Source organism: Bradyrhizobium sp. HKCCYLRH1034 (assembly GCF_051168375.1).
GTDB lineage: Bacteria > Pseudomonadota > Alphaproteobacteria > Rhizobiales > Xanthobacteraceae > Bradyrhizobium.
In genome coordinates this window covers 390,732-409,207 of sequence record NZ_JBNPUW010000001.1, presented here as the reverse complement: position 1 = coordinate 409,207, position 18,476 = coordinate 390,732, and the positions used below count along the sequence as shown (strand labels likewise).

13 protein-coding genes are annotated in these 18,476 nt (G+C 65.4%); 8 read left to right on the top strand and 5 right to left on the bottom strand.

Going from position 1 to position 18,476, the window contains the following annotated elements:
- Window positions 1–10: 10 nt before the first annotated feature.
- Window positions 11–817 (bottom strand): 2-oxo-hept-4-ene-1,7-dioate hydratase, encoded by an 807-nt coding sequence (gene hpaH / locus ACQR0W_RS01845; protein WP_315826357.1) that lies wholly within the window; start codon window positions 815–817, stop codon window positions 11–13.
- 186 nt (window positions 818–1,003) lie between these two features.
- On the opposite strand from hpaH, the gene hpaR reads away from it, so the two are divergent.
- From hpaR to ACQR0W_RS01825, 4 genes are all read left to right on the top strand, one after another.
- Entirely contained in the window at window positions 1,004–1,459 is a 456-nt protein-coding gene (hpaR, locus tag ACQR0W_RS01840; RefSeq protein WP_409999230.1) for a homoprotocatechuate degradation operon regulator HpaR, read from the top strand.
- A 158-nt stretch (window positions 1,460–1,617) separates the two neighbouring features.
- Window positions 1,618–2,703 (top strand): malate/lactate/ureidoglycolate dehydrogenase, encoded by a 1,086-nt coding sequence (locus tag ACQR0W_RS01835; protein ID WP_315826355.1) that lies wholly within the window; start codon window positions 1,618–1,620, stop codon window positions 2,701–2,703.
- A gap of 131 nt (window positions 2,704–2,834) precedes the next feature.
- A complete protein-coding gene (locus ACQR0W_RS01830) occupies window positions 2,835–3,614 on the top strand; it encodes an HpcH/HpaI aldolase family protein (RefSeq protein WP_315749218.1) in 780 nt (259 codons plus the stop codon).
- A gap of 116 nt (window positions 3,615–3,730) precedes the next feature.
- Window positions 3,731–5,254 carry a UxaA family hydrolase gene (locus tag ACQR0W_RS01825; protein WP_315826354.1) on the top strand — a complete coding sequence of 508 codons (1,524 nt, stop codon included), beginning with the start codon at window positions 3,731–3,733 and terminating at the stop codon, window positions 5,252–5,254.
- A 206-nt stretch (window positions 5,255–5,460) separates the two neighbouring features.
- Here ACQR0W_RS01825 and ACQR0W_RS01820 read toward each other — a convergent pair whose 3' ends face one another.
- Window positions 5,461–5,658 carry a hypothetical protein gene (locus tag ACQR0W_RS01820; protein ID WP_008964013.1) on the bottom strand — a complete coding sequence of 66 codons (198 nt, stop codon included), beginning with the start codon at window positions 5,656–5,658 and terminating at the stop codon, window positions 5,461–5,463.
- Window positions 5,659–6,089: 431 nt separating this feature from the next.
- Here ACQR0W_RS01820 and ACQR0W_RS01815 point away from each other — a divergent pair, with 431 nt between their 5' ends.
- The 4 genes from ACQR0W_RS01815 (at window position 6,090) to ACQR0W_RS01800 (ending at window position 13,321) form a co-directional block, all read left to right on the top strand.
- Window positions 6,090–9,404, top strand: a complete 3,315-nt coding sequence (locus tag ACQR0W_RS01815) for a DUF2126 domain-containing protein (RefSeq protein ID WP_315826353.1) — start codon at window positions 6,090–6,092, stop codon at window positions 9,402–9,404.
- Between the two features lie 30 nt (window positions 9,405–9,434).
- Window positions 9,435–11,966 (top strand): circularly permuted type 2 ATP-grasp protein, encoded by a 2,532-nt coding sequence (locus ACQR0W_RS01810; protein ID WP_316170566.1) that lies wholly within the window; start codon window positions 9,435–9,437, stop codon window positions 11,964–11,966.
- Window positions 11,963–12,841, top strand: coding sequence for a transglutaminase family protein (locus tag ACQR0W_RS01805; RefSeq protein WP_316170565.1), 879 nt, complete (start codon window positions 11,963–11,965; stop codon window positions 12,839–12,841). Before ACQR0W_RS01810 ends, ACQR0W_RS01805 begins: the two co-directional genes overlap by 4 nt.
- Before the next feature lie 99 nt (window positions 12,842–12,940).
- A complete protein-coding gene (locus tag ACQR0W_RS01800; protein WP_315714907.1) occupies window positions 12,941–13,321 on the top strand; it encodes a hypothetical protein in 381 nt (126 codons plus the stop codon).
- Window positions 13,322–14,054: 733 nt separating this feature from the next.
- Here the strand turns inward: ACQR0W_RS01800 and ACQR0W_RS01795 are convergent.
- The 3 genes from ACQR0W_RS01795 to nhaD all read right to left on the bottom strand — a co-directional run bounded on the left by ACQR0W_RS01795 (window position 14,055) and on the right by nhaD (window position 18,475).
- A complete protein-coding gene (locus ACQR0W_RS01795) occupies window positions 14,055–14,948 on the bottom strand; it encodes an SMP-30/gluconolactonase/LRE family protein (protein ID WP_316170564.1) in 894 nt (297 codons plus the stop codon).
- 181 nt (window positions 14,949–15,129) lie between these two features.
- A complete protein-coding gene (locus ACQR0W_RS01790) occupies window positions 15,130–17,178 on the bottom strand; it encodes a PQQ-dependent sugar dehydrogenase (protein WP_316170563.1) in 2,049 nt (682 codons plus the stop codon).
- 13 nt (window positions 17,179–17,191) lie between these two features.
- Entirely contained in the window at window positions 17,192–18,475 is a 1,284-nt protein-coding gene (nhaD, locus tag ACQR0W_RS01785) for a sodium:proton antiporter NhaD (RefSeq protein WP_316170562.1), read from the bottom strand.
- Window position 18,476 lies beyond the last annotated feature (1 nt).

The following is an 18,476-nucleotide window of genomic DNA, read 5'->3' as shown; positions in this document are numbered from 1 at the left end:
GGGGCAGGCTTCAGGCGAAGTAACAGCTCACCGTCCCATACGAGCCGTAGTCGGCCTGGATCGTGTCGCCCTTGCGCGCCTCGATCGGCCGGATGAACGAGCCGGCAAGGACCACCTGTCCCGGCTCCAGCGCGAATCCATTTGCCGCGATCTTGTTGGCGAGCCACGCAACGGCCGTTGCCGGGTTGTTCAGCACGCCGGCGGCCAAGCCGGTCTCTTCCAGTTGACCGTTCTTATAACAGAGTGCGCCGATCCAGCGCAGGTCGGCATCGAGCGGCCGCAGCGGCCGGCCGCCGAGCACGATGCCGGCATTTGCGGCGTTGTCGGCGATCGTATCGAAGATCTTGCGGGTCGCCTTGGTCGCGGGATCCACCCGCTCGATCCGCGTATCCAGGATCTCGAGTGCCGGCACCACGAAATCCGTCGCGTTGAGTACGTCGAACAAGGTGCAGTCCGGTCCAGACAGACGGTGCTTCATGACGAAGGCAAGCTCCGCCTCGATACGCGTCGCGATGAAGCGGTCGGACGGCACCAGCCCGCCATCGGCAAAGAACATGTCGTCGAGCAGCACGCCCGAATCCGGTTCATCGATGTTCAGCGCGCTCTGCATCGCCTTCGATGTCAACCCGATCTTGTGACCCTTGATGACGCGGCCCGCGGCCACCTTGATGCTGATCCAGGCCTCCTGGATCGCATAGGCATCTGCGATGGTGATATCGGGAAACTCCTGCGACAACTGCCTGATCTGGCGGCGGCTCTTTTCGGCCTGATCCAGGCGTAAGGCGCAGCTATGAATCTGGTCGCTCGCAAGAGGCATGGTCTATCGCTCAGAAAAGAGATGGCGACAGATGATTAACATGTTAAGTTTCAGTCGGCAAACCGAAAGGACGTTTGCTGCAGTGCAAATGTTCAGGATGGCCCACGGGAGATTGAGGAGATTGATGTGAGCGAGACCAGGGCCAAGGTCGCCAGGCAGGCTGCGAAGGAAGCGCGCAAGGTGCCGATGCGCGACTTCTCGCAGTCGCTGCCGATGGCCTTGTTGCGGGCGCGTGAGGCCGTGATGCGGCAGTTTCGCCCCAATCTGCGACAGCACGGCCTGACCGAGCAGCAATGGCGTATCTTGCGCGCGCTGGCGGCGGTCGATGTGATCGAGGTGACGGAACTGGCGAGGGTCGCGTTCCTGCTCGGGCCCAGCCTGTCCCGCATCCTGCGCGATCTCGAGGCGCGCGGCCTGATTCAGCGCGAAGTCGATAGCCGCGACATGCGCAGGGGCGTGTTGTCGATCTCGGCCAAGGGCATGAAGCTGATCGCACAGGTCGCGCCGAGCTCAGAGGCGATCTATGCATCGATTGCCAGTCGGTATGGCGCCCGCAAGCTTGCCGCATTGCACAAGATGCTGGGCGAGCTGGAGCAGAGCATCGGCGGCGATCTCGACGCCTCCGAAGACGGCGATGGCTGATCTGCCGCGGACCAAGCGCAATGACGCGGTCTCATGCTTGGCAGGCCGTTCGGCGTTTTGATAAGAAGCGATGCAGTCGAGCGGAGAGGGCGTGCGTCGCAGGCATGGCAAACCATGCTAACTCTGTTTTCGCATGCTGATCGAACCCGCGAGTTGTCATGGTCACTATCAAGGTTGCGCATCTCATCGATTTCGTTGCCGACGTCTTCGAACACGCCAATTCCTCGCCGGAGGAGGCCCGCCGGATCGCGACCTATCTGACGACGGCCAACCTGACAGGGCATGACAGCCACGGTGTGATCCGCGTGCCCGTCTATATCCGTTGGCAGAAGATGGGTTCGATCGTGCCCAACCAGACCGCAGAGGTCGTGGTCGACACCCCGTCGCTGGTGGTCGTCGACGGCAAGTTCGGCTACGGTCAGACCGTGACACCACAGGCCGTGAGGATCGGCATCGAGCGTTGCAAGAAGAGCGGCTTGGCTGCGTTGGCGCTGCGCAATTCCGGCCATCTCGGCCGGGTCGGCGACTGGGCGGAAATGGCCGCCGCCGAGGGGCTCGTCTCCATTCATTTCGTCACGGCCGCAGGTTCACTGCTGGTGGCGCCCTATGGCGGAGTCGAGAAGCGGTTCTCCACCGCGCCATATTGTGTCGGCATTCCGCGCCAGGGGAAGGATCCCATCGTGCTCGATTTCGCGACCTCGATCGTGGCCGAGGGAAAGGTCTTGGTGGCGAGCCGCGGCGGCAAGAAGCTGCCCAAGGGCGCCTTGATCGATGCCGACGGGACGCTCAGCGAGGATCCGGCGGTGCTCTATGGACCCTATGAGGCCGAGGGGACGCGCGACCACACCAAGGGGACGGGAGCGATCCGCGCCTTCGGCGAGCACAAGGGCTCTGGTCTCGCCTTCATCTGCGAGCTGCTCGGCGGCGCCTTGACCGGCACCGGGGCGACGTCGGCAAATCGGCGCTTTGCCAACGGCATGCTCGCGATCTACATCGACCCGAAGGTGGTCGATCCGGCGAGCTTCTTTGATGGTGAGATCAGCCGCTATACGGATTTCATCCGGGCGACCAAGCCGGTCTCCGGCGTTGATCAGGTGCTGGTGCCGGGCGATCCCGAGCGCAAGATGCAGGCCGAGCGTACGGCCAATGGCGTGCCCTTGCCCGATGACACCTGGGCGGCAATAGTGAACACGGCACGCGAAGTGGGTGTCAGCGAAGCGAGCATTCAGCGGGCGACATCGTGAAATCAGTGTGACTGCGGGTGGTGCGAAGCATCCATGCTCAGATTGAGCGGGATTGCATTGCGTTGCGCCATCGGCGAGAACAAATTCTAACGAGACGGATCGGTTGAACAACAAGGGAAGGAAACGCAGTCGTGGCGAACAATAAGGTCAAGCAGCTCTGGGCCGAAGGCAAGACGGTGGTGAATGCCTGGCTCGCGATCCCCTCGGGCTTCTCCGCGGAGGTCGTGGCTCAGTGCGGCTTCGACAGCGTCACCGTGGACATGCAGCACGGGGTGCAGGACTATCTGTCGATGGTGCAATGCTTCCAGGCCATGCATGGCCATCCGGTCACGCCGATGGTGCGCGTGCCGTGGAATGAGCCCGGCATCATCGGCAAGGTGCTCGATGGCGGTGCCTATGGTGTCATCTGCCCGATGGTCAACACAGCGCAGGAAGCGCGCAACCTCGTTTCCTATTCCAAATATCCGCCGAAGGGTGTGCGCTCCAACGGTCCGATCCGCTCGGGCATGTATGGTGGTGCGGGCGAGTATCAGAAGACGGCCAACGACGAGATCGTGCTGCTGCCGATGATGGAGACCAGGACCGCGGTCGAGAACATGGAAGCCATTCTCGATGTCGAAGGCATCGACGGCGTCTATATCGGGCCCTCCGATCTCGGCTTTTCCTATGGCCTGGTGCCGAAGCTCGATCGTGACGAGCCGGAAATCCTCAAGATCTATGAGAAGATCGTGAAGGAGTGTGGCAAGCGTGGGCTCAATCCCGGCATTCACTGCAGCGGCGCCGAGGGTGCGGTCCGCGCCATCAACATGGGCTTCAAGCTCGTGACCTTGTCGAACGAGGTCGGCCTGATGCAGGTCTATGCCCGCCAGCAGGTCGCGCAGACCCGCAAGGAATCCGGCGGCAAAGCGTAACGAGAAAGGCGAATGGCGAGGAGGGCGTAGCGAACGGGGATCCGTCCATTCGCTATGAGCCGCTCGCCATTCGCATATGTGTTCGCGATCGACGTATTGATACGAGAGAGACAGCCATGGCTCCCACCCCCGTCATCCGTCTTCATCCCGAGGACAGCGTCCTGATCGCGCGCGCCAGCCTGCCCCCGGGGCTGTCGATCGCCGATGGGGTCACCACGACCGACCGGATTCCGGCCGGTCACAAGGTCGCGGTGCGTCCGATCGCACAGGGCGAGCCCATCCGCCGCTACGGCCAGATCATCGGCTTCGCGACCGCGCCGATCGCGCCCGGGCAGCACGTTCATACGCAGAACTGCGGCATGGGCGATTTCGCCAAGGACTACGCCTATGGCGTTGACGTGAAGCCGACGCCGAATTTCGATCTTCCGGCGACGTTCGAGGGCATTCGCCGGCCCGATGGCCGGGTCGCGACCCGCAACTACATCGGCATTCTGACCTCGGTGAACTGCAGCGCGCATGTCGCGGGCCTCGTTGCCGACGTGTTCAAGCGCAATCCCTTCACCGGTGACGATCCGCTCGCCGACTTCCCGAACGTCGACGGCGTCGTGGCGCTGACGCACAAGACCGGCTGCGGCATGACGCTCGACGAGCCGTTGAAGCTGCTGCGGCGAACCCTCGGCGGCTACGCGCGGCACGCGAACTTCTCTGCGGTGATCGTGCTCGGCCTTGGTTGCGAGGCCAATCAGATCGGCGGATTGATGGAGGAGCAGAAGCTCGCCGGCCGCCTGCGCGCCATGGACATCCAGGAGGTCGGCGGCACCCGCAAGACCGTCGAGGCCGGCATCGCTTTCGTCAGGGAAGCGCTCGCCGACGCCAACAGGGTCAAGCGCGAGACGGTTCCGGCTAGCGAGCTGACTGTCGCCCTTCAATGTGGTGGGTCCGACGGCTATTCCGGCATCTCGGCCAATCCGGCGCTCGGTGCGGCAAGCGATCTGCTGGTGCGACATGGTGGCACAGTGATCCTGTCGGAGACACCCGAGACCTACGGCGCCGAGCATCTGCTGACGCGCCGCGCAGTCAGCCGCGACGTCGGCGAGAAACTCGTCTCCCTGATGCGCTGGTGGGAAGAGTATACCGCGCGTGAAGGGGCGGAGATGAACGCCAATCCCAGCCCGGGCAACAAGGCCGGCGGCCTGACGACGATTCTCGAGAAGTCGCTCGGCGCGATGGCCAAGGCCGGCAGCACCAATCTGGTCGATGTGCTGCATTATGCGGAAGCCGTCACCAAGAAGGGCTTCGTGTTCATGGACACGCCCGGTTACGACCCGGTTGCGGCGACGGGGCAGGTGGCCGGCGGCGCCAATCTCGTCTGCTTCACCACCGGCCGCGGCAGCGTGTTCGGCTGCAAACCGGCGCCGTCCATCAAGCTCGCGACCAACACGCCGATGTACAAGCGGATGGAAGACGACATGGACGTGAATTGCGGCACGATCCTCGACGGCGAGGAGACGGTGCAGGAATGCGGCCAGCGCATCTTCGAATTGATGTTGAAGACCGCCTCGGGGCAGCCGACCAAGAGCGAGAGCTTCGATTTCGGCGGGGCCGAGTTCGCGCCCTGGGTGCTCGGCGCGACGATGTAGCTGGATCACTCAGCTATTCGGCGGCCCTATCGGGGCTGCGGTTCGGTGTCCCGGCATCTGATCGCAGCTGAGATCGCAAGTTAACTGAGACTGGATCGCAACTGAGATCAGATGACAGGTGAGCGCGCCGCCATGGGCTGGCTGTCGTGGGCAGTCCGTCATGGGCTGGCCCTGCCGACGCTCGCGCGACAGCGGCGCCGAGCAATTTACCGCTGGTGGCCCAGGCCGATGCCGAGCGCCAGAGCCTTCTGACGGAGCGAGCCTTCGGTCCGCTTCATCGCCTTGGCGATCTTGGCAACCGGGGTCTTGGACTTCGAGTGCTGTTTCAGCAGCTTGATGTCGGCGGGCGTGTAGGGTTTCCGCGCCAACTTCTTGGTAGCTGCCTTCTTAGCTGTCTTCGCCACTTGATTCTCCTTTTGGCAATGATGGTCCTAAATAGCATGTGTAGTCGAGCTATCAAGCGATTGCGGCAAATGCAACGCTATTAGTTCTTGTTAGTTCATCATTCGGGGTTAATCCCTGCTTTGAGGGACTGGTCAATCTTCCGTGAGCGCCTGCGCGTCGTCCTGTGGACAACTCTCCGCGTGCGGCCGGATAGGTTGTTTGTTCTTCTCTCGTTCTTCGTGACGGGCCTGATTGAGGCGCGCAGCGGCCGGAAAAGCGACCGGTGCGTGCAGCGAGACACCTGATAGGGCGGCTCAACTGGGCCGGCGCGGTCCAAATGCCGCCTTTCGGGCTTAGGATCGTCCAATAGGCAGCTCTGCCCTTTGTTAGTGCTTGATCCCTAAGCACAGCAATGTTCTGCTTAAAAAAGTTGCTGGAGCGCCGAAGCCTCGTGTCAATCTACGTCGCATTACATCACGTCACCCATTACAAATACGATCGTCCGGTCGAACTGGGCCCGCAGACCATCCGCCTGCGTCCTGCACCACATACCAGGACCCCCGTGCTGAGCTATTCGCTCAAGGTCACGCCGCCCAACCATTTCGTGAACTGGCAGCAGGATCCGCAAGGCAATTGGCTGGCCCGCTACGTTTTCCCCGAGAAGGTGAACGAACTCAAAATCGAGGTCGACTTCACGGCGCAGATGACCGTGATCAATCCGTTCGACTTCTTCGTCGAGCCTTATGCCGACAGTTTTCCCTTCGCCTATCCGGAGGGCCTCAAGGTGGAACTGGCGCCCTATCTCGAGACGATCGAGCCGGGGCCGTTGTTCGCGGAATACTTGAAGTCGATTCCCCGCGATGCGGACAACACGGTCAACTATCTCGTCGAACTCAATGCGCAGTTGCAGAAAAAGATTCGTTATATCATCCGGATGGAGCCTGGCGTTCAAACGCCGGAGGAGACGCTGTCGTCGGCCGCCGGCTCCTGCCGCGACTCGGCGTGGCTGCTGATCCAGACGCTGCGGCATCTCGGGCTCGCCGCCCGGTTCGTCTCCGGCTATTTGATTCAGCTTCGTCCCGACATCGATCCGATCGAGGGGCCGGTCGAGGTCGAGAATGATTTCACCGATCTGCATGCCTGGGCCGAGGTCTATCTGCCCGGCGCTGGATGGATAGGCTTCGACGTCACCTCGGGCATGCTGGCGGGCGAAGGACACATCCCCGTTGCTGCGACTCCCCACTATCACTCGGCCGCGCCGATCAGCGGCAGTGCCGGAGTTGCCGAGGTCAACTTCAACTTCGAGATGAATGTGAGGCGCATCCGCGAAGCGCCGCGGATTACCCGGCCATTTTCGGATGAGGCGTGGGACCGGCTCGACCGCCTCGGCGAAGCCGTCGATGCCGATCTCGCCGAAAACGACGTGCGCCTCACGATGGGCGGCGAGCCGACCTTCGTGTCGATCGACGACATGGAATCGGCGGAGTGGAATACGGCTGCCGTCGGCCCGGCCAAGCGCGGGCTCGCGGACAGCCTGATCCGGCGTCTGCGCGCGCGTTTCGCGCCCGGTGGCCTGCTGCATTACGGACAGGGCAAGTGGTATCCCGGCGAAAGCCTGCCGCGCTGGGCGTTCGGACTGTATTGGCGCAAGGACGGTGAGCCGATCTGGCGCAATCCGGATCTGATCGCCAGCGTCGATGGCCCGCGCAGGGCGACGATCCAGGATGCAGAGCGTTTCCTGGACACGGCGGCCGAGACGCTCGGGCTCGAGCCGGACTACGTGCTGCCCGCGTTCGAGGATCCCGCGCATTGGCTGCAGAAGGAAGCCGCGCTGCCCGAGAACGTCGACGCGCTCGACTCCAAGCTCGCCGATCCCGAAGAGCGCGCGCGCATGGCGCGGGTGTTCGACGAAGGCCTGCACATCCCGCGCGGCTTCGTGCTGCCGATCCAGCGCTGGAATGCGCAGCCCCGGCGCTGGCGCAGCGAGCGCTGGGGCCTGCGGCGCAAGCGCCTGTTCCTGATTCCCGGCGACTCGCCGCTCGGCCTGCGGTTGCCGATCGGCTCGCTGGCCTACATTCCGCCGGAAGATTTCCCGTACATCCACGAGCAGGACCCGATGGAGCAGCGCGGGCCGCTGCCGATGTTCACGCAGGGGCGTCCGGTGATCGTGCCGCAGGTACCGCCGCTGCCGAAGCTCGATCGCGCGCCGAAGCCGCAGCAGGATGTTCAGTATCAGTACTGGGGAGGGCTCGGCGTCCGCACTGCGATGTCGGTCGAGATCCGCGATGGCATTCTGTGCGTGTTCATGCCGCCGGTCGAAACCATCGAGGACTACCTGGAGCTGGTCGCAACGGTCGAAGCGACGGCCGAGTCGATGCAGATCAAGGTTCACGTGGAGGGCTATGCACCGCCGTTCGATCCGCGCATCGAGGTCATCAAGGTGACGCCCGATCCCGGCGTCATCGAGGTCAACATCCAGCCGGCCGCGAGCTGGCGGCAATCGGTCGACATCACTTTCGGGCTGTATGAGGATGCCGCGAAGGTGCGGCTCGGCGCCAATCGCTTCCTGATCGATGGCCGCCACACCGGCACCGGCGGCGGCAATCATGTCGTCGTCGGCGGCAGCTCGCCGCAGGATTCGCCCTTCCTGCGTCGCCCCGATCTGCTGAAGAGTCTCGTCCTGTATTGGCAGCGGCACCCGTCGCTGTCTTATTTGTTCTCCGGCATGTTCATCGGGCCGACCAGCCAGGCTCCGCGCATCGATGAGGCGCGCCACGACAGCCTTTATGAGCTCGAGATCGCGCTCGCCAACGTGCCTCGGATCGGGCAGAGCGTGCCGCTGTGGCTGGTCGACCGGCTGTTCAGGCATCTGCTCGTCGACATCACCGGCAATACCCACCGCTCGGAGATCTGCATCGACAAGCTGTACTCGCCGGAGGGACCGACGGGCCGGCTCGGACTCGTGGAGTTCCGCGCACTGGAAATGCCGCCGGATCCGCGGATGTCGCTGGCGCAGCAGCTTCTCATCCGTGCGCTGATCGCCAAATTGTGGCGCGAGCCGCAGGACGGCCGGTTCGTGCGCTGGGGCACGGCGCTGCACGACCGCTTCATGCTGCCGCACTTCATCTGGGAAGACTTTCTTGATGTCCTGGATGAGCTGCGGTCGTCCGGCTACGACTTCTCGCCGGAATGGTACCAGGCGCAGCTTGAATTTCGCTTTCCGACCTTCGGCCGCGTGCAGCATGGCGGCGTGACCCTGGAGCTGCGGCAGGCGTTGGAGCCCTGGCATGTGCTGGGCGAGGAAGGCGCCGCGGGCGGCACCGTGCGCTATGTCGATTCCTCGGTCGAGCGACTTCAAGTCAAAGCCGAAGGTTTCATCGAAGGCCGCCACCTCATCACCTGCAATGGTAGGAGGATGCCGATGACCTCGACCGGACGGTCGGCGGAAGCGGTGGCGGCGGTTCGTTTCAAGGCATGGCAGCCGGCCTCCGGCCTGCACCCGACGATCCCGGTGCATGCGCCGCTGACCTTCGACCTGATCGACACCTGGAACGGCCGTTCGCTGGGCGGCTGCGTCTATCACGTCGCCCATCCCGGCGGCCGCAACTACGATACCAAGCCGATCAACTCCTACGAGGCGGAGGCACGGCGGCTCGCCCGCTTCCAGGATCACGGCCACACTCCGGGACGAATCGCGCTGCCGCCGGAGGAACGCACAAATGAATTCCCGATGACCCTCGACTTGCGCAGGCCGCTCCTGCATTGATGGCACGGAGTTTGTACGGAGGACCAGGGTATGGACGGCTCGAGCGGCCAGGACCAGGGAGCGAGCGCCGCCGGTCGGCCGGCGGCACGTTCTCCGCTGCGCCGGGCCGAGCATTGGGCCCGCGACTATGCCCGGCTCCCCGGCATCCCCGATGAGTTCATCGGGGCCGACGGCCGTCCGCGACCGGTCTGGACCCGCTTTGCCGAGACCTTCGCCGCACTCGCGCCGAGCGACATCGAGCGCCGCTTCGCCTCCGCCGATCGCCATCTGCGCGAAGCCGGCGTCACCTATCGCTCGCCGGGCGACAACGCCGAGCGATCGTGGCCGCTGAGCCATCTGCCGCTGCTGATCGACGAGTCCGAATGGGCGCAATTGTCCCAGGGCATCGTCCAGCGCGCCGAACTGTTCGAACGGGTGCTGCAGGACATCTATGGCGAGGGACGGCTGGTGGCGAGCGGCGCGCTGCCGGCAGCCGCCGTCGCCGGGTCCAGCGAATATCTGCGCCCGGTCTGCGGCGTCAAACCGCCCGGCGGCCGCTTCCTCAGCATCTACGCCGCCGATATCGGCCGCGGGCCCGACGGCGGCTGGTGGGTGCTCAACGACCGCACCCAGGCGCCGTCCGGCATGGGCTATGCGCTGGAAAATCGGCTCGTGCTGTCGCGCGCCTTCTCCTCGATCTACAAGTCCATGAACGTGGAGCGGCTCGCGCCGTTCTTCGAAGCATTCCGCGATGCTCTGCGCGCCAGCGCCGATCGTGACGAGCCGCGCATCGGCGTGCTCACGCCGGGCATGTTCAGCGAGACCTATTTCGAGCACGCGACGCTGGCGCGCTATCTCGGCTTCCTGCTGGTCGAGGGCGACGATCTCGCCGTCAGCGGCGACCGCGTGCACATCCGCACCGTCGCCGGCCTGAAGCGCGTCGACGTGCTGCTGCGGCGGCTCGATTCCAACTCGCTCGATCCGCTCGAACTCGATGCCGGCTCGCGACTCGGCGTCGCCGGCCTGATGGACGTCGTGCGCAAGGGCGGTGTGGTGATCGCCAACATGCCGGGTTCTGGTGTGCTCGAGGCGCGCGCGCTGCTCGGCTTCCTGCCGAGCCTTGCGCGGCGCGTGCTCGGTGAGGATCTCAAGATCCCGCACATCGCGACCTGGTGGTGCGGCCAGAAGTCCGCACGCGACGAGGTGCTGTCGCGGCTCGAGGAGTTCGCGATCGAAGGCGCCTATGGCCGCGCCGTGCCGGGCTTCGCAAGCAGCGGTCCGGTGCTGGCTAGTGAGCTCTCGGCCGCCGAGCGCGAGCGGCTGCGTGCTGCGATCAGCCAGCGCGGCATCGATTATGTCGGCCAGGAGGTGGTGCGGCTGTCGACCACGCCGGTGTGGGAGGACGGTCGGATCGCGCCGCGGCCGTTCGTGCTGCGGGTGTTCGCGGCCGCCACGCCCGACGGCTGGACCGTCATGCCCGGCGGCTTCTGTCGCATCGCCGACAAGCTCGATGCGCGCGCGGTGTCGATGGGCGACGGCGCGCGCGCCGCCGACGTCTGGGTGGTCGCCGACAAGGCGGTGGCGGCGCGCACCTTGCTGCCGGGCTCCGACAACGTGCGGATACGCCGCATCGCCGGCGTGCTGCCGAGCCGCGCCGCCGACAATCTGTTCTGGCTCGGACGCTATCTGGAGCGCGCCGAGGCCACCGTGCGGCTGATCCGGGCGCTCGCAGCCCAGCATCGTGATCCCGGCAAGGGATCGCCGGCGCAGCTCAACACCTCCGAGCGCATCCAGCGGCTGTTGCTGGCGTGGGGCGCGGTTGAGCAGACCTCGCGCAGCAAGGGATTCCAGGTGGCGGCCGAGGCCCTGCAGGCCGAGGCGCAGTTCGGCTCGGCGCTGTCGCTGCTCAGATCGGCTCAGCGCACCGCGACCTCGCTGCGCGAGCGCCTCTCGCCCGACGCCTGGCAGGTCATCACCGAGATGCCGAATCGCCTGGCGCAGGAGGCCGAGGATGAGGACGCCGTCGTCAGCATCGCCGAGCTCACGCTCGACCGGCTCGCGAGCTTCGCCGGCCTTGCCCAGGAGAACATGAACCGCGCCGCCGGCTGGCGCTTCCTCGACATGGGTCGCCGCGCCGAGCGCGCCATCAACACCGCGCGGTTCGCGCGGCAGTTCGGCTATGACGAGGCGACGCCCGAGGATCTCGACGTCCTGCTCACCCTGGTCGATTGTCAGATCACCTATCGCTCGCGCTATCTGATCGGCCCGGCACTGGCGCCGATCCGCGATCTCGTCGTACTCGACCTCTATAACCCGCGCTCGGTCGCGTTCCAGGTCGAGCTGCTGAACGAGCACATCGCGAGCCTGCCGGTGCTGAAGGAGAACGGGCTGATCGAGCGGCCGCAACGCCTCGCGATCTCGCTGGGCGCGCGGCTGACCGCAGCGGAGGCGGCCCATCTCGACGGCCGCACGCTGTTTGCACTGGAGCAGGACCTGCTCAATCTGGCGGAGGCGATCGGTCAGCACTACTTCCCGCACGGTCCGAATGCGACGCGGCCGGAAAAGCTGACGGGCCTCGCGTGATCTACGACATCCGGCACGTCACGACCTATGAGTATGAGAGCGCCGTCAGCTTTGCCCGCTGCTCGCTGCGGCTGGAGCCGCTCAGCGGTGACGGCCAGGAGCTGATCTCGCATAGCGTCGACATCCGGCCGCGGCCCTCGGAGCGGACCGCGCGGCGCGATTTCTTCGGAACGTTGACCGAGAACGTCGTGATCGACACCCAGCACCGCCACCTGCGCATCGACTCGCGCTCGCGGGTGAAGCTGTCGCGCACGCCGCCGGAGCGCGATGCGCCGAGTGCGGAGTGGGAGCAGGTGCGCGATGCAGCGTTCGAGGCGACGAGCCTCGGCCCGTCGTCGCCGATCGGCTACGTCTTTGCCAGCGCGCTGGTGCCGGTGCTGGAGCCGGTGACGGACTATGCCGCGGCAAGCTTTCGCACCGGCACCGGCATCGTTGCCGGCGCGGCCGACCTCATGCGGCGCATCCGCAAGGAGTTCAGATACGATCCGAAGGCGACCGTGATCTCGACCCCGCTGCGCGAGGTATTCGACAATCGCCACGGCGTCTGCCAGGACTTTGCTCACGTCATGATTGCCGGCCTGCGCGGGCTCGGTCTGCCCGCGGCCTATGTCAGCGGTTATCTGCGCACCATCCCACCGGAGGGACAGCCGCGGCTGCAGGGCGCCGACGCCACCCATGCCTGGGTGTCGCTGTGGTGCGGCGACGACCTCGGCTGGATCGGCTTCGATCCGACCAACGATCTCCTGGTCGGCAATGATCACATCATCCTCGGCATGGGCCGCGACTTCTCCGACGTCTCGCCGGTCGACGGCATCATCGTCGGCTCGCGCAAGCAGAAGCTCGGCGTCGCCGTCGATGTCGTGATGGTCGAGTAGGGTTCCCTGACCGGGAACGGTCGGAACAATTTTCCCGCATCGCACTTGATCCGCCCGAGGGGCCCGAATGGGGGCTGGCTGACCCTTTCGAGCGATGGAGTGATCGACATGAAACGTGTTGCAATCGTCATTGGCCTGGTCGGCGCCTGCGTCGCCGGCAGCGCCTCGGCCCAGCCGAGTGCGAATCTCACCGGCACCTACCGCTGCATCCAGATGTGCCGCGACGGCATGATCGGCGCGCCGGCCTTCGTGACGCAGAACGGCGATGCCGTGAACCTGACCACCGAAACCGGCGAGTCCCTCCAGGCCTGGCCGGACTGGAATGCTCCCAATAGCCGGCTTTGGATCGACGCACGTGACGAAAGCGCAGTGTATTCGCCCGACGGCATGCGCATCCAGTTCGACGACGGCCGTGTCTGGGAGCGCGACCTGCCGCCGCCGCTCATCGTCCGCCGCGCGCCGGTGGTGTACGGGCGATAAGCGATCGCCATTGCTATCGAGGCTCTCGCGCACGCGGGGGCCTTGATTTGCGGGTGAGATGAACGGTGCCGGCCTCACGATCCAGTACTCGCCGGAAGGGGTGATGAATCGAGACGCCGCGGCGTACCGGATGCCCGCCTGCGCGGACATGACACGGGGTACGGGGCGGCGTTCTCGCGACACGATCTGTCCGAGTCATGAAGGATAGCTCGAACCCTCTGAGAACAAGAGGGCGCAGGGAATGCCGGGTGATGGCCTCGCCCATGGCCCGCCTGCGAAAAGAATGCAGGCGGCAGGAACCACAGGTGCAGCCGGATCGACCCGGCATTCCCTGCGCGATGGCTTTACGGCTTATACGTGGTCTCCCTGGTGCGCCGGGCTTTCTGGCCACCATCCCCAGCGCGATCGTATTGCGCCAGGTTGACACCAGCATCGGGGTGTCGGGACATCACGACTTCACCGTGCGCATCATGCCGTTCGTCCGCGCGACTGATCACGCTGCAGCACCACACGCCCACCGCTCCCCAGGCTCCACGTTCGTGACGATCGCGATACGCCCCTCTCACGAGCCCGGGATGGCCGGAAACATCGGTCTGATTTGCCCGACGACACAAGTGGGCAAGCGTGCGACAAACTGGCACGACGGGCAATTCGGGCATGGCGGATATGCGCGATCTATTAGTTGTCGTTCAGACAGCGAGCGCCATGCTGAATCCGGCACCAGCAGAGAAGCTCAGCACTTCCGCATCTGCAAACAATGCTCTCGCCCCTCGACATCAGTCCGAAACGACTCGATGAAGCCGCCCTGGCGCTGGGTCACATACACGGTCTTGCCGTCGCTGCCGCCGAAGGCGAGGTTGGTCGGCTCCTTGGCTTTCAGCGCGATCTCCCGGATCATGCGCCCATCCGGCGCCAGCATGGCGATGCTGCCCTTGAGGATGTGCGCGACCAGCAGCCGGCCGCCGGCGTCGGTGCGCAGTCCGTCGATCGTGTTCGGCTCGAAGGTCTTGATCAGCTTTGGCCGTGTCAGCGCGTCGCCGTCGATCGCATAGGACCAGATCTCGCCGCTGTTGGATTCGCCGACATAGAGCGTGCGGCCGTCTGGGCTGAGATCGATGCCGTTGGCGGTGCCCATGGCACGCGGCGCCGACATGGCTGCGCCTTGCAAGGATCCGTCGGGTCCTTTCGCGATCCGCCAGATGCGGCCGCTGCGCGCCTTCCAGTTTGGATCGCTCGCATAGATCGTGCCGTCGCGCGCCAGCGTGATGTCGTTGGGCTGGTTCATGTCATCGGCATGGAAGACGAGGCGGGGCTCGGTCGTGCCGGGGGCGATGGCGAAGATGTTGTGGCGCTTGTAGTCGGCGACGAACATCGTGCCTGTGGCGTCGATGCGGATGGCGTTGCCAATGCTGTTGTCGGGCAGCTCGGTGAACTTTTCGGAGGCCGTCGCCTCCGGCGCGAGCTTGCCGATCGTGCCGGCCTTGCCGAGATTGACGACGAACAGATTGCCGTCGCGGTCGACGGCGGGCCCCTCGATGCCGAAGGTGTATTCGCCGGATGGAGTGAGCTGGGTGCTCTCGAACAGCTTTGGTGCGGCGAGGGTGGGCGCGCTCGCAAGCAAGAGCATGAGAACAGTCGCCAAACCCGAGATGCGTAGGGTGGACAAAGGCGCAGGGCGACGCCGCTTGCGCCCGAACGCACGCTCGTGCGCGCCGTGCCCACCAGCATCAGCACCGGTGCGCGCGGCCGGTGGGCACGCGCCGCCTGCGGCGGTCGCTTTGCCCGCCCTACGGGCCATTGCAAGCCGGTCAGAGCGGCACCAGAAACTGCTGTTGGATGTAATAGCCATTGTCGTCCGTACAGGTGCCGTTGAGGTAGGTATCGGCGGGCCGGAAGAAACGGCTGAAGCCGGGCTTATTGACGGCAGACCTCTCGGTCATCACGACGACCTTGCCGAACGGGATCTCGCCGCATTCGCGGCCGTCGCCGGCGAAGAACTTGCGATGCGGAGGGCCGCCCGGTTTCACCCGCATCCTGGTTCCTGGAATCATGCGCGCGACCAGATCGTCCGCCACATCAAGCACCCTGGCGTAGCCTGGTTCCGTCTTGATGAGGTTGGCGCCCGGCGGCATCTGCCGCTCGGCACCCAATCCGCGCAATCGTTGACGCAGCCGGCCGGCTTCGGGATCGCCCGGATAGATCCAGCCGTCTTGCGCCAGCATGAAGCGCAGCACGGCGCGGTCCTTGTCGTCATCGGATTGCCCGGCCTTGAGGCCGAAATCCGAATGGCAGCCGCTGCAATGTTTTTCGATCAGGCTCCTGCGCACGGTCGTGAGCCGCGCGCGACTCGCCGCGTCCTGCATCACGAAAGCCGCAAGCCGGTCGATCAGCGCCTCGCTCCTGATGTCGCAGGGCAGGGGTTCGGGGGCAGCCTCGCCAGAGCGGTCGATGCGGATCACGGTCTGGTTCTTGTCCTCGACCAGCCAGATCGCGCCGTCGTCGGCGATGGTCATGCCGACCGGCGCGCCCTGCGGCCGGATGCCGTTGACGCGATGCCACCCCGTGATGATCTCGTCGAACGCCGCGGCCGGCGCGGGACCGGCTGCGGTCTGGAAAGCGCGGGTTGGCTCGGCGGCGCAGCTCACATGGTAGCGCACCGGCGCCGGGCTCAGCTTGGGCAAGCCGTGGTCGTCGACCTCGAAGGCGAGTAGCCGGCTGCCGGTCGGCCGATAGCCATGCAGGCCGACCAGCAGCTTGCCCTTCAGGTCGTCGAAGCGATCGCCGGTGTAGTAGAGCATGCCGAGCGGCGCGCCATGCGGCGGCAGCAGCGACCAGGGCTGCTTGTAGAGCGTGGTGGTGTTGCAGAGGTTCTTGAGCGCGCCGGACTGCAGCACACGCTTGAATTCCGGGCTCGGCGTCGTCAGGTCGTAGCAATAGGGCCAGCCATAGTGGCGGCCTTGCTCGATCGCGTTGATCTCCTCGTTGGGCGCGAAGATGTCCTGCAGGTCGCGCGCGTTCTCGCCCTGCAGGAACGCGGTGCCGGGATCGGGAAAGCGCGGATGCAGCGCCAGCGCCATCGAGTTGCGCAAGCCGCGCGCGAACACCTCATGAGGCGGAGCGGAATCGCCGGGTTTCAGCGCTGGAAAGAGGCCGCCGGCGGGCGGCGTGAACAACCAGATGGAAGCCAGCGGCGAGGTGCCGTCGCCCGCCGCGCAGGGTCGCGTGATCGGCGCCGGCGACAGGCAATTGTCGCTGTGCGAGCCGATGTTGACGAACAGCCGCCCGTTGCGGTCGAAAGCGAAGGCCTTCAGCGGATGCGCACTCTCCGCGATCCGGGTGCCGTCCGGCAAGGTCAGGCGGCGCCCAGGCAGATCGCGGATGATGGTCTCGATGGTCGCTCTCGGGTTCGCGGCGAGCGGATCGAAGCGGAAGATCGCGGTGTCGGTCGAGGCGTAGATCCTGCCGTCGAGGCCCGCGGCGAGGCCGAATGGATAGGACAGTCGCGTGACCGCCTCGCGGATGCGCTGGCCCGCGGGCGCTACGGGATCGAGGATGAGGAGGCGGCCGTCGTCATGGCCCCAGCCGCCCATGTCCGCGACCACGAACAGTTGATGGCCGGGAATCTGCACGATGCTGCGGGGAAATCGCAGGCCGTCGTCGCGACTGGCGACGAGGCCGGCGCAGAAGCCGGGCTTCATGTCGATCTGGAGGCGCGGAAAGGTGAGGGCGCCGTCGCCGCAACTGGCCGGGCCGAGCGCGTAGCCGCTGCGGATCGTCGCGTCGTCGGCGTGGCCAGCTCCGATGCCGATGAGCATGGCGGTCGCGACGGCTGCAAGACTGTGCCACGACCATTCCATGCGTCGGTCCCGCTCAGTGAAGCAGATTGTATTGGATGATGTAGGCGGCGGCGCCGGCAAAATAGCCGAGCAGGGCGATGCCGCTGATGCGGCGCACGTACCAGAAGAAGTGGATGTTCTCGAGCCCCATCGCGGCGACGCCGGCCGCCGAGCCGATGATCAGGATCGAGCCGCCGGTGCCGGCGCAGTAGGCGATGAACTCCCACAGGAAACTGTCCGGCGGAAACTGGCTCAGGCTGTACATGCCCATGGATGCTGCGACCAGCGGCACGTTGTCGATGACCGCGCTGGCGAGGCCAAGCACGATCACGATCAGGTCGAGCCGGCCGACGGTGCGATCGAGCCATTGCGCCAGCGCCTGCAGGATGTGGGTGTGCTCCAGCGCTGCGACGGCCAGCAGGATGCCGATGAAGAACACGATCGAGGGCATGTCGATGCGGGTCAGCGCATGTACGAGCGTCAGGCGCTGCTTCTGCTCCGAGGCCTTCTCGCGATGGATGATCTCGCCGACCATCCAGAGCAGGCCGAGGCCGAACAGGATGCCCATGAACGGCGGCAGGTGCGTCAGCGCCTTGAACACCGGCACGGCGACCAGGATGCCGAGGCCCATGAAGAACATCAGGTTGCGCTCGAACGGCAGGATCGGGCTGATCGAGGCGAGCCCTGCGCTCGCCGGAGGCGCGAGCTGCTTGCCGCGCAGCGTGACGCTGACGACCGCGAGCGGCACCAGCAGGTTCAGGAGCGAGGGGATGAAGACCGACTTCATGATCGCGAGCGGCGTGATCTGGCCGCCGATCCACAGCATGGTGGTGGTGACGTCGCCGATCGCCGACCACGCGCCGCCGGCATTGGCGGCAATCACGATGATGGCGGCGAACACGAGACGATCTTCGTCACGCCCCGACAGCTTCTTCATCAGCGACACCATCACGATCGCGGTGGTGAGGTTGTCGAGCATGGCGCTGAGGAAGAAGGTCACGAAGCCGACCAACCAGACCAGCGTGACCTGATTCCTGGTACTGATCAGCGAGGTCACGACCTCGAAGCCGTTGTGCGCGTCGATGACCTCGACGATGGTCATCGCCCCGATCAGGAAGAAGATGATCTGCGCGGTCGAGGCCACGGACTCGTTGAGTTCAGCCGCAACGGCCGGCGCGGTCCCGCCCATGACGGCGTAGATGGTCCACATCAGGCCGGCACCGACCAGAGCGGTGGCTGCCTTGTTGATCCGGAACGGATGCTCCAGCGCCACCACGGCATAGGCGAGCGTGAAGACGGCGACGATGGCGGCGGTCATG

Coding starts and splice junctions, on each gene's coding strand:
- hpaH (WP_315826357.1), bottom strand. CDS start 817: ATGCCTCTTGCGAGCGACCAGATTCATAGCTGCGCCTTACGCCTGGAT.
- hpaR (WP_409999230.1), top strand. CDS start 1,004: ATGCGCGACTTCTCGCAGTCGCTGCCGATGGCCTTGTTGCGGGCGCGT.
- ACQR0W_RS01835 (WP_315826355.1), top strand. CDS start 1,618: ATGGTCACTATCAAGGTTGCGCATCTCATCGATTTCGTTGCCGACGTC.
- ACQR0W_RS01825 (WP_315826354.1), top strand. CDS start 3,731: ATGGCTCCCACCCCCGTCATCCGTCTTCATCCCGAGGACAGCGTCCTG.
- ACQR0W_RS01810 (WP_316170566.1), top strand. CDS start 9,435: ATGGACGGCTCGAGCGGCCAGGACCAGGGAGCGAGCGCCGCCGGTCGG.
- ACQR0W_RS01795 (WP_316170564.1), bottom strand. CDS start 14,948: ATGCTCTTGCTTGCGAGCGCGCCCACCCTCGCCGCACCAAAGCTGTTC.
- ACQR0W_RS01790 (WP_316170563.1), bottom strand. CDS start 17,178: ATGGAATGGTCGTGGCACAGTCTTGCAGCCGTCGCGACCGCCATGCTC.
- nhaD (WP_316170562.1), bottom strand. CDS start 18,475: ATGACCGCCGCCATCGTCGCCGTCTTCACGCTCGCCTATGCCGTGGTG.